Raw genomic sequence first — 15324 nt, forward strand, 5'->3', positions numbered from 1 at the left:
GCTGAGGGTGTGGCCGGGCTCTCGTGGTGCGGGGCGGCCGGGTGGGCGTTCGCGGACGGCGGGGGCTCCGGGGCGGCCGGGAGGGCGGTCGCGGACGGCGGGGTCTCCGGGGTGACCGGGAGCGCGGGGAGAGGCCAGGTCGCGTCGGCGCGGAGGAGAACCGTTTCGCCATCGAGCAGCGCACGCGTCACCGCCGGGACCGCGCCTTCCGCGGGGTAGGGCAGCGTGTCGAGCGGGGTGACCCCGGAGGCGTCCGTGGCGGTGCTGATGACCGGGTGTGCGCCGAGGACGGGGGCGACGGCGGAGGCCAACGCGTTCGCGCCGCCCGCGTGGCCGCCCAGCAGGGCGATCGCGTAGGCGTGGGACTCGTCGACGGTGACGACACCGGGGTCGGTGTGCTTGCCGGTCAGGAGCGGGGCGAGCAGCCGGACGGCCGCGCCGGTCGCCAGGAAGAGGACGAGCTGGTCGCAGGCGGCGAAGGCGGCCGGCAGGACGTCGCGGACCGGGCCCTCGTAGAGGCGGGTCCGGTCCGGCCACGCGGCGGCGATCCGCTCGCAGCCGCGGCGGCCGGCCGTTGTCGCCGAGATGAGGCCGATCACGTGAGTGCTCCTTCGGAAGGTCGGGGGCGGGTGCCCCAGAGGACGAAAACGGGGTTGGCCGCGGCGAGGCGGGTGACGTCGCCGGGGAGAGGGGACAGCCGGGAGGACTGGAGGAGGACGCCGTCCGGTACCAGGCCGGCCGCCCGCAGGGCATGCCGTACGGCGGGTACCCGGTCCACCGCCGCCAGGGTCACGACCACCGACCGCCGGACGCGTGCCGCGCACCGCGCCACGATCGCCGCCAGCTCCGCGCCGCCCCCGCCGACGAACACCGCGTCGGGGTCGGGCAGCCGCGCGAGGACCGCGGGCGCGGCGCCCTGGACGACCTCGACGTCCACGCCGTGCGCCGCCGCGTTGGCCCGCACCCGGGCCGCGCCCTCCGGGTCCCGTTCGACCGCGACGACCGCCGCGCCGAACCGAGCGCACTCCACCGCCACGGACCCGGACCCCGCTCCGACGTCCCAGACCAGCTCGCCGGTCCGCGGCCCGAGCCGGGCCAGCACCAGGGCCCGTACCTCGTACTTCGTGACCATCGAGTCGCGGTGCGCGAACGCCTCCTCGGGCAGCGCCCACCCGGCGGGAGCGGGCGCCGGACCCGCGACCGTACGGGCCCGGCCACCCACCCACGACCCCTCTTCCGCGAGGCAGAGCACCACGCTCACCCCGGCACCCCACGCGCGGCGCGCCGCCTCGCCGGCGCGGACCCGTACCACCGACTCCTCGTCCGTGCCGAGCCCGGCGGCCACCACCAGGGTGCGTTCGACGCCGGTACGGGCCAGCGCCGCGCCCAGTTCCGCGGGACCGGCGCCCGGTCCGGTCAGCACGGCCGTCTTCCGGTGTGCGCGGCAGACGTTGACCGCGGTCCGCAGGTCCCGCCCGTGCGCGCTCACCACCACCGCGTCGTCCCAGGTCAGGCCGAGCCGCGCGAAGGCCACCGCGACGGACGGCGACGACGGCCGGACGTCCAGCGCCGCCGCGCCGAACCGCGCGCCCAGCACGCGTACGATCCCGAAGAACCCCGGGTCTCCGGAGGCCAGCACCGCCACCGGCCGGTCCGCGGCCAGGTACTCCGCGATCACCTCCAGTGCCGGCGCCACCGGCCCGAGCGCCAACCGCCGTACGCCCGAGGGGAGTGCCGCCGCTTCCAGGTGCCGGGCCGCGCCCACCACCAGGTCCGCGCCGCCCACGTCCGGCGCCGGTCCGCCGACCGTCCCGGTACCGATGACCCGGATCACGCCCTCACCCACGGGACGGACGCAGCTCGCGCCGGGCGACCGGGTCGGCGCGCCGGAAACCGTGGAAGTGCCCGGGGTGGTAGAGGTGCGAGCGCGTACCGGAGGCGGCCAGCGCGGGCCCCACCAGGAACAGCGTGTGCTTCCACAGCTTGTGCGCCTTGACGGTCTCTTCGAGCGTGCCGACCGTGCAGCGCAGCAGCAGCTCCTCCGGCCAGGTCACCTGGTGGGCGATCACCACCGGCGTGTCCGTGGGGTACCCGCCCTCCAGCAGCTCCGCGGCGAGCTGCCCGGAGCGGGCCGCGGACAGGAACACCGCCAGCGTCGTACCGTGCCGCGCGAACTCCCGCACCTCCTCACCCGGCGGCATCGGCGTCTTCCCGCCGCCCAGCCGGGTCAGGACCACCGACTGCGCGACCTCCGGGATCGTCAGCTCCCGCCCGGCGAGCGCCGCGACCGCCGAGAACGACGACACCCCCGGCACGATCTCCACCTCGATGCCGAGCGCCGCGCACCGGTCGACCTGCTCCTGTGTGCCGCCCCACAGCGCCGGGTCCCCGGAGTGGATCCGGGCCACCCGCAGCTTCTCGTCCCGCGCCCGCTCGTAGACCGCGGTCACCTGCTCGAGCGACATCGCCGCCGAGTCCATGATCTCGGCACCCTCGCGGGCGTGCCGCAGCACCTCCGCCTGGACCAGGCTCGCCGCCCAGACGACGATGTCCGCCTCCGCGATCGCCCTCGCGGCGCGGAACGTGAGCAGGTCGGCGGCGCCGGGGCCCGCGCCCACGATCGTCACCTTGCCGCCGGTCTGGTTCTCGGTCACAGCTTTCCTCCCCGGCCGTCCCGCCGCGCGGGCGCGATCAGCGTCGACAGATACGGCAGCGGGCCGTCCAACAGCTCCGCCGCGGGCCGGATCTCCTGCTCCGGCAGCCCCAGCGACGCGCCCCACACCGCGCCCTCGACACGCCCGGTCTCGCGCAGCGCCGCGGCGACCTCCGCCGCCAGCCGGCCGAACTTGTACGCCACCACTGTCCCAGGCCCCGCCAGCGCCTCCTTCAGCACCGCGACCCCCGCGGTCACCGGCACCAGCGTCAACGGCTCGGTCCCCTCGGTGAGTACGGCGCCGCTGCGCGCCGCCAGGTCCTGCATCGCGGTGATGCCCGGCACCGTCTCGGCCGTGACGTCCCCGACCAGTCGGGTGACCGTCTCCACGAGGTACGTGAAGGTCGAGTACACGTTCGGGTCACCGATCGTCGCGAACGCCACCGAGCCGTGCTCCGCGAGGAGTTCGGCGACGCGCACGCCCGCCGCGTCCCAGGCGGCCTCACGCCGGGCCCGGTCGCCGCGCTCGTTCAGCGCGAACACCACGCGGACGATGCGCCGGTCGTCCACGTAGTGCCGTACGGTCGCCTCGGCGCGACCGCGCTCACCGGTGTCCAGCACGGGGACCACGACGACGCGTGCGGCGCGCAGCGCGTTCACTCCCTTCACCGTCACCAGTTCGGGATCGCCGGGGCCGACCCCGACTCCGGTCAGTCGCAGGGTCATACGGCACACCTCTCGACGAAGCGCCGCGCCATCGACGGCTCGGCGGCCCAGTGCACGTGCAGGTAGGAGGCGTGCACGTGGTCGCGTACGAAGCCTTCGGCACGCCGCTCGGGGTGGGTGAAGCCCCAGGCGGGGGCCGGGCCCGCGCCCGGGTCCACCCGGGTGCGGTGGAACTCGTGGCCGCGCAGGCGGGTTCCGGCCCTGGTCAGGACCGTGTCGCTGAGCGCGACGGCTTCGCGGTAGCCCAGGGTGAGGCGGTCGGTCATGGCCGCCTTGGCGTCCAGCACCCCGCACATGGGGGCGCCGTCCAGTTCGCTCGCCAGGTACAGCAGGCCGGCGCACTCCGCGGCGATCGGGCCCCGGAAGGCGGCGACCTCCTTGCGGAGGGGTTCGTTCGCGGACAGCTGCGCGGCGTACATCTCGGGGAAGCCGCCGCCGATCACGATCCCGGCGGTGCCGGGTGGGAGGGCTTCGTCGGCGAGCGGGTCGAACGGAACGACGTGCCCGCCGGCGGCCTGGAGGAGTTCCACGGTTTCGGGGTACCCGAACGTGAAGGCGGCTCCGCCGGCCACGGCGATGACGGGGTTGCGACCACCCTCCCCCTGACGTCGTCGGGGAGACCCCCAGCCCTGCGGGACGCCCGCCCGCAACTCCTGGGACTCCCGCCCTCCGCCTCCCGGGACGCCTGCCCACGACCGTTCGGACTCCCGCCCGCCGCCCCGCGGAACGTCCGCCCGCAACGGGTCGGCGCTCTCCCACACCCGGTCCGGGTCCCACGGGTCCGCGTCCAGCGGCGGAGCCGTGCGCGCCAGGGCCAGCAGGCTCTCCAGATCGCACCCCGCGCGGACCCGGGCCGCCGCGGTGCGGACCCAGCTGAGGGCGTCCGCGCGCCGTTCCGCGACGGGGACCAGGCCGAGATGGCGGGAGGGGACGCGGAGGTCGTCGGCGCGGGGGAGGGCGCCGAGGACCGGGACGCCCGTCTCGTCGAGGGCGGAGCGGAGGATCTCCTCGTGACGGGGGGAGGCGACGCGGTTGAGGACGACGCCGCCGAGCCGCACCCGCGGGTCCCAGGAGGCGAAGCCGTGGACGAGGGCGGCGACCGAGCGGGCCTGGGAGGACGCGTCCACGACCAGGACCACCGGTGCGCGCAGCAGCGTGGCGACCTGGGCGGTGGAGCCCAGTTCGCCGTGGCCCGAGGCGCCGTCGAACAGGCCCATCACGCCTTCCACGACGGCGAGTCCGCAGCCCTTCGCGCCGTGCAGGAAGAGGGGGGCGATCCGGTCGGGGCCGCAGAGGAAGGGGTCGAGGTTGCGGCCCGGGCGGTCGGTGGCCAGGGCGTGGTAGCCGGGGTCGATGTAGTCCGGGCCGGCCTTGTGCGGGGAGACGGTGAGGCCGCGCTCGGCGAAGGCGGCCATCAGCCCGGTGGCGACGGTGGTCTTGCCGCTGCCGGACGAGGGCGCGGCGACGACGAGGCGGGGGATGGACGTGGTCACCACTCGATGCCCCGCTGCCCCTTCTGGCCGACGTCCATGGGGTGCTTGACCTTGGACATGTCGGTGACGAGATCGGCGGCGTCGATCAGGTCGGGCGGAGCGTTGCGGCCGGTGACGACGACGTGCTGGGTGCCGGGGCGGTCCCGGAGCACGGCGACCACCTCCGCCGTGTCGACCCATCCCCAGTGCATGGGGTACGCGAACTCGTCCAGGACGTACAGCCGGTACGTCTCGGCGGCCAGGTCCCGCTTGACCTGCTCCCACCCTTCGCGGGCGGCCTCCTCACTGGTCGCCGACTGCATGGCGGTTCGCTGCACCCACGACCAGCCCTCGCCCATCTTGTGCCAGGCCACCGTGCCGCCCTCGCCGGAGGCGCCCAGGACGCGCAGCGCCCGCTCCTCGCCGACCTTCCACTTCGCGGACTTGACGAACTGGAACACCCCCACCGGCCAGCCCTGGTTCCAGGCGCGCAGCGCGAGACCGAAGGCCGCCGTCGACTTGCCCTTGCCGACACCCGTGTGAACGATCGTCAGCGGGCGGTTGCGTCGCTGACGTGTCGTCAGGCCGTCGTCCGGTACCACATTCGGCTGTCCCTGCGGCATTACGCGGCCCTCCGTACGTCCTTGACCAGCGCGGACACCGTGTCCGCGCGCAGTTCCCCCAGCGTGACCGCGATCGCGCCCAGCTCCCGGGCCAGCGCCCCCGCGAGCCCGAGCCGTACCGGCCCCGACTCGCAGTCCACGACCACCGAGGCGACTCCGGCGGCGCTCAGCAGCCGTGCCGCGCGCGCCGCCAGCGCCACCGGCTCCGGGCCGCCGGTCGCCCGGCCGTCCGTCACCACCACCAGCAGCGGCCGTCGCGAGGCGTCCCGCAGCCGCTCCACCCGCAGCACCTCGTGGGCCTTGAGCAGGCCCGCGGCGAGCGGCGTACGGCCTCCCGTCGGCAGCCGCTCCAGCCGGGCGGCCCCCGCGTCGACCGAGGAGGTCGGGGGCAGGGCGAGCTCCGCGTCCCGGCCGCGGAAGGTGATCAGCCCGACCTTGTCGCGCCGCTGGTAGGCGTCGAGCAGCAGCGACAGGACGGCGCCCTTGACCGCGCCCATCCGCTGCCGCGCCGCCATCGAACCCGACGCGTCCACCACGAACAGTACGAGGTTGCCCTCCCGGCCCTCCCGTACCGCCTGCCGCAGGTCGTCCCGCCGTACCACCAGCCCGGCACCCGTACGGCCGCGCGCCCGCTGGTACGGCGCCGCCGCCCGCACGGTCGCGGCCAGATGCAGCGTGGTCAGCGTGCTCTCGGGCCGCCGCGCGCCGGTCGTCCTGCCGTACGCGGTCCGCGCCCGCGAACGGCGGCCCGCCGCGCCCTCCCCGGTGCCGGGCACGGTGAGCGGGCGGGTCCTGTACGGTTCCCCGGCCGCGGACGGGGGCCGGCCGTCGGGGGCGCGGCCTTCCGTCGCCGGCGTGCCCGCACCGTTTTCCGGGGCCGCGTCCGTACCGGGTCCGTCGGCCGGGCCGATGTCCGGCCCGTTGTCCGAGGCACCGTCCGGGCCGCTGTCCGTGTGCCCGGTGTCCGGGCCGCCCCGCGGGGGCTGCCCGCCGCCGTCCGGGCCGTCCGGGTCAGGGTCGTCGTCCTCGCCGCGCTCCCGTTCCAGCGTCTCGTCCAGCTTGCCCTCGTCCAGGCCCGGCGCGTCGAACGGGTTGCGGCGCCGCCGGTGGGGGAGCGCGAGCAGGGCCGCCCGGCGTACGTCCTCGGCCAGGACGACGGTACGGCCCGCCCACGCGGCGAGCGCCGTCGCCGTACGCGCCATCACGATGTCGGCGCGCATACCGTCCACCTCGAACGCGGCGCAGGTCGCGGCGATCTGCCGCAGCGCCGCGTCGCCCAGCCGGACCTGCGGCAGCAACTCCCGTGCCGCCGCTGTCCGTTCCCGCAGGGCCTCCTCCTCCGGGGCCCACCGCGCGGCGAAGGCGTCCGGATCGGCGTCGTACGCGAGGCGGCGGCGCACGACCTCGACCCGCTCGTCCGTCTCACGGGACGCCGCGACCTCGACGGTCAGCCCGAAACGGTCCAGAAGCTGCGGGCGCAGCTCGCCCTCCTCCGGGTTCATCGTCCCGACCAGGAGGAAACGGGCGGCGTGGCGCACGGAGACGCCCTCCCGCTCGACGTGGCTGGCCCCCATCGCGGCGGCGTCCAGCAGGAGGTCGATCAAGTGGTCGTGGAGCAAATTGACTTCATCGACATACAGGATGCCTCGGTTCGCGGCAGCGAGCAGGCCGGGCTCGAACGCCTTGACGCCGTCCGCCAGAGCACGCTCGATGTCGAGCGCACCGACGAGGCGGTCCTCGGAGGCGCCGACCGGGAGTTCGACCATGCGAGCGGGGCGGGCCGTGCCCCCCGTCCCGGCGTCATGCGGGCCGTCCGGGCACGCCGTGTCCGGCGCCCCGGGGTCACAGCTGAAACGGCACCCCGGAATGACCGGCACGTCCGGCAGAAGGGCGCTCAGGGCGCGCACGGCCGTGGATTTGGCCGTGCCCTTCTCCCCACGGACGAGGACGCCGCCCACGGCGGGGCTCACCGCGTTGAGGAGCAGGGCAAGCCGTAGGTCCTCCTGCCCGACCAACGCGGAAAAGGGGTATGCCGCACTCACGAAAGCTCCTCGCCTTGACGTTTTCCGGGTACGCACTTCCGCGATGTACGGCACTCCCGCTTTCGGGTGCGGGTCCCAACCGGCCCGCACCACGGCAACGGGAAGGCCGGGTCGAATCGGTCATGCCTCGCCCTCCAGTTCCCCTTCGAGGTCGAGATACGTGGCGCGCAGCCGGTGAAGCGTTTCCGGGTCCGGGCTCTCCCACAGCTTCCGCTCGGCCGCTTCCAGGAGGCGCTCCGAAATCCCGCGCAGAGCCCACGGATTGGACTTCCGCATGAACTCCTGGTTCTCCGGGTCGAAGACGTACGCGGCGGCCAGCTTCTCGTACATCCAGTCGTCCACGACACCCGCCGTCGCGTCGTACCCGAAGAGGTAATCGACCGTCGCGGCCATTTCGAAAGCACCCTTGTACCCGTGCCGCCGCATCGCCGCCATCCAGCGCGGGTTGACCACCCGCGCCCGGAAGACGCGGTGCGTCTCCTCGCCGAGCGTCCGCGTCCTGACCTGGTCCGTCAGCGCGCTGTCGCCGACGTACGCCTCCGGCGAGGTGCCCGTGAGGTGCCGCACCATGGCCACCATTCCGCCGTGGTACTGGAAGTAGTCGTCGGCGTCGGCGATGTCGTGCTCGCGGGTGTCCACGTTCTTCGCCGCCACCTGGATACGCCGGAAGGCCGCCTCCATGTCGCCGCGGGCGGGCCGTCCGTCCAGCCCGCGCCCGTACGCGTAGCCGCCCCACACCGCGTACACCTCGGCGAGATCCGCGTCGGACCGCCAGTTGCGGGCGTCGATCAGGGGCAGCAGTCCCGCCCCGTAAGCGCCCGGCTTGGAGCCGAAGATGCGGGCGGTGGCGCGGCGCCGGTCACCGTGGACGGCGAGGTCCTCGTCGGTGTGGGCCCGTACGAAGTTCAGGTCCGCCGGTTCGTCCAGCGCGGCGACCGCGCGGACCGCGTCGTCCAGGAGGGCCACGACGTGCGGGAAGGCGTCGCGGAAGAAGCCGGAGATGCGGACGGTGACGTCGATCCGGGGCCGGCCGAGCTCCGGATGCGGAACGACGGTGAAGCCGGTGACGCGGCGGGACGCGTCGTCCCACACCGGCCGGCACCCCAGCAGGGCCAGGATCTCGGCGATGTCGTCGCCCTGGGTGCGCATGCAGGACGTGCCCCACACGGTCAGGCCGACCGACGACGGGTAGGAGCCGGTGTCCGCGAGGTGGCGGGCGAGCAGGGAGTCGGCGAGGGCCGTGCCGACGTCCCAGGCGAGGCGGGAGGGGATGGCCTTGGGGTCGACGGAGTAGAAGTTGCGGCCGGTGGGGAGGACGTTCACCAGGCCACGGGTGGGGGAGCCGGACGGCCCGGCGGGCACGTAACCGCCGCGCAGCGCCCGCACGATGTGGCCGATCTCGTCGGTGGTACGGGCCAGGCGCGGCACGACCTCGGTGGCGGCGAACTCCAGCACCCGTACGGCGTCCGGCACCGGGCGCCCGCCGAGCACGTCCCGTACGATCCCGGCCGCCGAGGAGCCGTCCCAGTCCCGTGCCTCCATCGCCTCGGCGAGCCGCCGGGCCACCGCTTCCAGCAGGTCGACCGCGTCGGAGGCGGTACGGGACGGGCCGCCGCCGGCGACGGCGGTGAGTGCGTCGGGGACGGCCGCCCGTGCGCCCGGCTCGGCGAGCAGGGTCTTCTCGTCCAGGCCGAACGACTCGGCCAGCGCGGCCCGAAGGCCCGGCAGCGCGGCGCCCACCCCGCCCCAGATCTGGGCCGAACGCAGCACCGCCAGCACCAGGTTGACCCGTGCCCCGCCGACCGGGCCGCCGCCCAGGATGTGCAGACCGTCCCTGATCTGCACATCCTTGATCTCGCAGAGCCAGCCGTCCACGTGCAGCACGAACTCGTCGAAGCCGTCCTCGCCGGGCTCCTCGTCCACGTGCAGGTCGTGGTGGAGTTCGGCGGCGCGGATCAGGGTCCAGATCTGGCTGCGGACCGCCGGGGCCTTGGCCGGGTCGAGGTCGTTGATCAGGGCGTACTCGTCGAGAAGCTGCTCCAGCCTGGCGAGGTCGCCGTAGGAGTCGGCGCGGGCCATCGGCGGCACCAGGTGGTCCACGACGGTGGCGTGGCCGCGGCGCTTGGCCTGGGTGCCCTCGCCGGGGTCGTTGACGATGAACGGATAGACCAGGGGGAGTTCGCCCAGAACCGCGTCGGGCGCGCAGCCGGCGGACAGGCCGAGGCCCTTGCCGGGCAGCCACTCCATCGTGCCGTGCTTGCCGAGATGGACGATCGCGTCCGCGCCGAACGTGCCTTCCAGCCAGCGGTACGCGGCCAGGTAGTGGTGCGACGGCGGCATGTCGGGGTCGTGGTAGATCGCGATCGGGTTCTCGCCGAAGCCGCGCGGCGGCTGGATCATGACGACGACGTTGCCGAACCGCAGCGACGCCAGCACGATGTCCTCGCCGTCCACGTAGAGCGCCCCCGGCGGCTCGCCCCAGTGCTCCAGCATCCGGGCCCGCAACTCCTCGTCCAGCGTGCCGAACCACCGCCGGTAGTCGGCGAGCGGGACCCGGGCGGGCGCGGCAGCGAGCTGCTCCTCGGTCAGCCACTCCACGTCGTGGCCGCCCGCCGCGATCAGACGGTGGATCAACTCGTCGCCGTCGGACGGGAAGTCGCCGGTCCGGTAACCGGCGTCGCGCAGGGCGTGCAGCAGCCGGACGGCCGAGGCGGGCGTGTCCAGGCCGACCGCGTTGCCGACCCGGGAGTGCTTGGTGGGGTAGGCGGTGAAGACCAGCGCGAGCTTCTTGTCGGCGTTCGGCTTGTGCTTCAGGGCGGCGTGCCGGACCGCGATCCCGGCGACGCGGGCGGCGCGCTCCGGGTCGGCGACGTAGACCGGTACGTCGGCGGCGCCGCCCCCGCCGGACTCCTTGAAGGAGAACGGCACGGTGATCAGCCGCCCGTCGAACTCCGGGATCGCCACCTGCATCGCCGCGTCCATCGGTGTCAGCGCCGCGTCCGACTCCTGCCACGCGGCGCGGGAGGAGGTCAGGCACAGGCCCTGGAGGATCGGCACGTCCAGCTCGGCGAGGGCGCCGATGTCCCACGCCTCGTCGTCGCCGCCCGCGCTCGCCTCGGAGGCCACCGTGCCGCCGGCCGCCAGTACGGTCGTCACGATCGCGTCGGCCCGGCCCAGCAGGTCGTACAGCCCCTGCTCCGCGCCCCGGAGCGAACCGCAGTACACCGGCAGCGCGCGGCCGCCCTTCGCCTCGATCGCCTCGCACAGGGTGTCCACGAAGGCGGTGTTCCCGGCGAGTTCGTGGGCGCGGTAGAAGAGGACCGCCACCGTGGGGCGGCCGTCGCCGGACGCGTCCGCGTCCGCGGAGGAGCCGTGGACGCCGAACTCCGGCATGCGGCGCGGCGCGTCGAAGCCCTCGCCGCTCATCAGGACGGTGTCGGACAGGAAGCGGGCCAGCTCGGTGAGGTTGCCGGGGCCGCCCTCGACCAGGTACCGCAGCGCCTGCGCGACGACGCCCGCCGGCACCGACGACATCGCCATCAGCTCGGCGTCGGGCACCGACTCGCCGCCCAGCAGCACCGTGGGAACGCCGGACGCGGCGAGCTTTTCGAGCCCCGCCTCCCAGGTGCGGCGCCCGCCCAGCAGGCGTACGACGGCCAGGTCCGCGCCCGCCAGCAGCGCCGGCAGATCGTTCTCCGGGTCCACCCGGGACGGGTTGCCGATGCGGTACGCGACCGCGTCCGTCGTGGCCGCGCGGGCCGCCAGCAGATCGGTGTCGGCGGTGGACAGCAGCAGAACGGTGGTCATGGTGCCCCCGGTGCGATGAAGGGGAGGCCGGCGGGCGCGCCGTCCTCGATGAGCCGCAGCAGGGCGGCGGTGTCCATGTGCTCCTCGACCAGGTCGCCGAGGCGGTCGAGCTGCGCCTCGCGCAGCGCGGCGAACTCCGTGCCGGGCACCGGTACGAAGCGCCGGCCCGCGGCTTTCGCCACCTCGCGCAGGAAGGCGCGGCGGAACGCGTCGTTCTCCAGCGAGCCGTGCCAGTGGGTACCCCAGACCGCGCCGACCCGGCAGCCGTCGAGGAACGGTTCGCCGCCGCGCACGTCGGCCACCCCGTGGTGGATCTCGTAGCCGTCGACCGGTTCGCCGTAGGCGGTGCCGCTCGGCCGGGCGAGGGTCTTGCCGGCCGCGAACCGTATCCGTACCGGCAGCAGGCCGAGGCCCGGGACCGTACCGGCCCTGGACTCCACGTCGTCCTCGACGTGTTCGGCGAGCATCTGGAAGCCGCCGCAGACGCCGAGCACCGGGCGGCCGTCGGCCGCGCGCTTCCTGACCGCGTCCGCCAGGCCGCGCTCCCGCAGCCACTCCAGCGCGCGGACGGTGCCGCGGGTGCCCGGCAGCACGACCAGGTCCGCGTCGGCGAGCTCTTCGGGACGGTCCACGAACCGTACGACGACGCCGGGTTCGGCGGCCAGCGCGTCCACGTCGGTGAAGTTGGACATCAGCGGGACGGCGGCGACGGCGACGCGCAGCAGGTCCGGGCCGTGCGGCGGCGCGACGGCCGACTCCCGTACGGTGCCGCGCGCCGACACGCTCCCCCGGACTCCGCCCGGGGGTACCCCCATGCCGTCCTCCTCGTCGATGCCGAGGCCGTGCGTGTACGGCAGCACGCCGAGCGTCGGGCGGCCGGTGAGCCGGTGGAGCATGTCCAGACCGGGCTGGAGCAGGCTGCGGTCGCCGCGGAACTTGTTCACCACGTACCCCGCGACGAGCCGCTGGTCCTCCCGGCTCAGCAGCGCCGTCGTCCCGAAGAACGAGGCGAAGACGCCGCCGCGGTCGATGTCACCGACCACGAGGGTCGGCAGGCCGGCCCGCCGGGCCAGCGCCATGTTCACGATGTCGGTCCGGCGCAGGTTGATCTCGGCGGGGCTGCCGGCGCCCTCGCAGATCACGGCGTCGTGGCTCTTTCCGAGCTCCCTCAGGCACTCCACGACGGTCTCCAGCAGCTCCGCCTGCCGGCCCCCGTGGTAATCCCGTGCGGTCATCTCGCCGACAGGCCTGCCGAGCAGCACCACCTGGCTGCTCCGGTCGCTGCCGGGCTTCAGCAGCACGGGGTTCATCAGCGCGCTCGGCTCCACGCGGGCGGCCTGCGCCTGCATCGCCTGCGCCCGCCCGATCTCCGCGCCCTCCCGGGTCACGAAGCTGTTCAGCGACATGTTCTGCCCCTTGAACGGAGCGACCCGCACGCCCCGGCGTGCCAGGAACCGGCAGATCCCGGCGGTGAGGACGCTCTTGCCCGCGTCGCTCGTGGTGCCGGCGACGAGTAGCCCTTTCACGGCGTGCGCCTTTCGTCCGCGGGCCTGTTACGCACCGCCGGGCTGCGCAGTCCGGCGAGAGCATGGCGGCCGATCCGCGGGGGCAGCCCTGGGCCCTGGCCTGCGTCCGGCGTGGCTCGGTGTGTGCTCGGCACCTCGGGGTCGCGCCGCCCGGCGTCTCGCCGTTGCGGCGGCTTGCGGGGCGCCGTCCGCTCGTCGCCGCCCGGCCCCGGGGCGGAGCCCGGTTCTGCGGCCTTCGGCGTCGGGTGCGGCCTGTTCGGGACCGCCGGGTTGCGCCGCCCGGTGCCTCGGCGTCGTGGCGGATCGGAGGGTGGCGTCCGCTCGTCGCCCCCCGGCCCCTGGGCCGCGTCCCGCTGGGTGGGCCGGCAACCGTCGCCGGCCGTGCGGCCCGGACGGGGAGGACGGCGGCTGCCTTCCCCCGCGGCGGCGACCAGCGCCGGCCGGCGGGTTCCGATCGCCACCGGAGCGAGGACCGAGGCGGCCAGGGCGAGCGCGTTGACGCGGCGGGAGAGACGGACGGCGCGGGCGATGTCCGCGACCCCCGGAGGGGGGAACTCCGCGCCGAGGAGGGGGCGGTGCTCCGTGCGGCTGCCGTAGGCGAGCGTGCCGCCGAGCCGCAGCCGGAGGGCGCCGGCGAAGGCCGCTTCGACGGGGCCGGCGTTGGGGCTGGGGTGACGGGCGCCGTCGCGGCGCCAGACGCGCAGGGCGTCGCGGGGGTGAGGGGCGGCGAGGGCGGCGAGCGCGGCGGTGAGGCGTGCGCCCGGGTAGCCGACCACGTCGTCCAGGCGAGCCGCCGCCCAGCCGAACCGGAGGTGGCGTGGCGACCGGTGCCCCACCATCGCGTCGAGCGTGTTGGCAGCCCGGAAGCCGGCCAGGCCGGGCACTCCGCCGAGGGCGCCCCAGACCAGCGCGCCCACGACCGCGTCTGAGGTGTTCTCGGCGACCGATTCGACGACGGCGCGGGCGATCCCGTCCGCGTCGAGCCACTGCGGGTCGCGCCCGCACAGGTGGGGGAGCAGGGCCCGCGCGGCGGCGAGATCCCCCGCCTCCAGCGCCGCCGCGACGGCCCGCGCCTCCCGGGCCAGCGACGTCCCGCCCAGCACCGACCACGTCGCCGCCGCGGTCAGCGCGACGGACAGGACGGCGGAGGACCGTACCGAACGCCGTGCCAGTGCCGCGACGCCCACCGTGCCCCCGGCGCACAGCGCCGCGTACACCGCCCCCGTGGCCCGGTCGTCCCGCCACATCCGGCGTTCCAGTGCGCCCGCGAGCCGCCCGAACCCGGCGACCGGGTGGCCGCGGCGCGGGTCGCCCGCGGCGAGATCGGTGAGAAAGCCGAGCGTGGCACCGTACGCGTACAGGCGACGGCCAACGCGATCCGTACGCATCGGCTCAGCCCGTCGCCGTCAGACTCCGGTGGACGGGGGCCGTGGGGCAGGGGCAGGGCTCGCGCAGGCCGGGCATGGCAGAAGTCCTCACTCAGGGTCCGCGCCCTGGTTCGACGTGACCGGCGGTGAGAGTCTCCTGGCTCCCGGATCCACGCACTCCCCGTCTTCCAGCCGGCAAGCCGGCCGTGACATACGGGTGGGAGTGCACTCCCCGGTGACAGTGGCGGGACCGCGCCGGATTCACACCGGACTTCCTCTCCTGCCGCCGTATTGGCTCCCGCAGTTCACCACGTGCGGCAAACCCCGTCAACCAGCCGTTGACCTGCGGGGACGGAGTGTGGCGAGGTCCACACGCCGGTTGCGCCCTTCCCGGGCGCGCCGCCCTCCACGCCCTCGCCCCCGCCGCGGCCCGCCGCCGGGCCCGCGGTACGGCCCCCGGGGCTGGGGTTCGGGACGGCGCCGGCCTGTTTCCCGGGCCGCCGCCCCTGTGCGCGCCGCTGTCGGCCCGCTGGGTGTCCGCGGTACGGCCTCGGGGTCGGGGTTCGGGACGGCGCCGGACCGCTTCCTGGGGGCCGACGGGTCGGCCCGCTGGGCCTCAGCGGTACGGCCCCGGCCGCGGTTCGGCACCGCTCCGGCCGTCACTCGGCCACGACCGGGGCGGAACGGCCGGTTACTTGGCGACGATCAGATAGATGCCGTACGCCACCGCCGCCGCGCACGCGGCGAAGCAGAGGTACGCGCCGGCGCGGGTGAACACGTCGCGCGCCGCGCCGCCGCCCGTACGGGAACCGGTCGCCGAACGGCCGGCGAGGCCGACGACGCCGAGGGTGAAGAGGACGACCAGGCCGACGGTGGACAGCAGGGTGACCGCGAAGACCGAGCCGAGGGCGTGCCAGTCGATGCTCATGGGGGCCTTTCAGGCTGTGGCGGCGGACGCGGCGGTGGGAGTTGCGGGGACGGCCGGGACGGCGGTTGCCTGCGGCGGGGAGGAGCCCGCGGCGGGGGGCGCCGGCACGACGGCCGCGACGGTCCCGGACTCGGCGGCGGGCGGCGGCGCGGTGCCCGCCGCGGTGGGGGGCGCGGGGCG

At 75.3% G+C, this 15324-nt stretch carries 9 protein-coding genes, 2 pseudogenes and 1 riboswitch; all 11 genes and pseudogenes read right to left on the reverse strand.

All coding sequences use genetic code 11. The annotated features are described in order from the left end of the window. A pseudogene (locus VIW71_RS22650) lies at positions 1-599 on the reverse strand (precorrin-3B C(17)-methyltransferase); the annotation flags it as partial. Then, positions 596-1834, reverse strand: a complete 1239-nt coding sequence (gene cbiE / locus VIW71_RS22655; RefSeq protein WP_331624361.1) for a precorrin-6y C5,15-methyltransferase (decarboxylating) subunit CbiE — start codon at positions 1832-1834, stop codon at positions 596-598. The pseudogene VIW71_RS22650 and the gene cbiE, both read right to left, overlap by 4 nt. Positions 1835-1838: 4 nt before the next feature. Next, positions 1839-2654 carry a precorrin-4 C(11)-methyltransferase gene (gene cobM / locus VIW71_RS22660; RefSeq protein ID WP_331624352.1) on the reverse strand — a complete coding sequence of 272 codons (816 nt, stop codon included), beginning with the start codon at positions 2652-2654 and terminating at the stop codon, positions 1839-1841. Next, the gene (cobI, locus tag VIW71_RS22665) at positions 2651-3379 is read right to left on the reverse strand and encodes a precorrin-2 C(20)-methyltransferase (protein ID WP_331624353.1); all 729 of its coding nucleotides are present in this window, start codon (positions 3377-3379) and stop codon (positions 2651-2653) included. Before cobI ends, cobM begins: the two co-directional genes overlap by 4 nt. After that, positions 3376-4872, reverse strand: coding sequence for a cobyrinate a,c-diamide synthase (locus tag VIW71_RS22670; RefSeq protein ID WP_414720815.1), 1497 nt, complete (start codon positions 4870-4872; stop codon positions 3376-3378). The genes cobI and VIW71_RS22670 overlap by 4 nt, the downstream gene beginning before the upstream one ends. Then, positions 4869-5474: a cob(I)yrinic acid a,c-diamide adenosyltransferase gene (gene cobO / locus VIW71_RS22675; RefSeq protein ID WP_331624355.1), complete on the reverse strand. Its 606-nt coding sequence runs from the start codon at positions 5472-5474 to the stop codon at positions 4869-4871. The genes VIW71_RS22670 and cobO overlap by 4 nt, the downstream gene beginning before the upstream one ends. Next, positions 5474-7516, reverse strand: coding sequence for a putative cobaltochelatase (locus VIW71_RS22680; RefSeq protein ID WP_331624357.1), 2043 nt, complete (start codon positions 7514-7516; stop codon positions 5474-5476). Before VIW71_RS22680 ends, cobO begins: the two co-directional genes overlap by 1 nt. A gap of 120 nt (positions 7517-7636) precedes the next feature. Then, on the reverse strand, positions 7637-11323 hold the full coding sequence (cobN, locus tag VIW71_RS22685; protein WP_331624358.1) for a cobaltochelatase subunit CobN: 3687 nt from the start codon (positions 11321-11323) through the stop codon (positions 7637-7639). After that, the gene (locus VIW71_RS22690; RefSeq protein WP_331624359.1) at positions 11320-12849 is read right to left on the reverse strand and encodes a cobyric acid synthase; all 1530 of its coding nucleotides are present in this window, start codon (positions 12847-12849) and stop codon (positions 11320-11322) included. Before VIW71_RS22690 ends, cobN begins: the two co-directional genes overlap by 4 nt. 374 nt (positions 12850-13223) lie before the next feature. Further along, a pseudogene (locus VIW71_RS22695) lies at positions 13224-14237 on the reverse strand (cobalamin biosynthesis protein); the annotation flags it as partial. Between the two features lie 108 nt (positions 14238-14345). Next, positions 14346-14533: riboswitch (cobalamin riboswitch) on the reverse strand. 374 nt (positions 14534-14907) lie between these two features. Further along, a complete protein-coding gene (locus VIW71_RS22700; protein ID WP_331624360.1) occupies positions 14908-15144 on the reverse strand; it encodes a hypothetical protein in 237 nt (78 codons plus the stop codon). Between the last annotated feature and the right edge of the window lie 180 nt (positions 15145-15324).

The sequence above is a fragment of the Streptomyces sp. genome, assembly GCF_036524955.1.
In the GTDB taxonomy this organism is placed as follows: domain Bacteria; phylum Actinomycetota; class Actinomycetes; order Streptomycetales; family Streptomycetaceae; genus Actinacidiphila.

Excerpts from the sequence above, each read along its gene's own strand:
- cobI (WP_331624353.1), bottom strand. The coding sequence starts at position 3,379 with ATGACCCTGCGACTGACCGGAGTCGGGGTCGGCCCCGGCGATCCCGAA.
- cobN (WP_331624358.1), bottom strand. The coding sequence starts at position 11,323 with ATGACCACCGTTCTGCTGCTGTCCACCGCCGACACCGATCTGCTGGCG.
- cobO (WP_331624355.1), bottom strand. The coding sequence starts at position 5,474 with ATGCCGCAGGGACAGCCGAATGTGGTACCGGACGACGGCCTGACGACA.
- VIW71_RS22700 (WP_331624360.1), bottom strand. The coding sequence starts at position 15,144 with ATGAGCATCGACTGGCACGCCCTCGGCTCGGTCTTCGCGGTCACCCTG.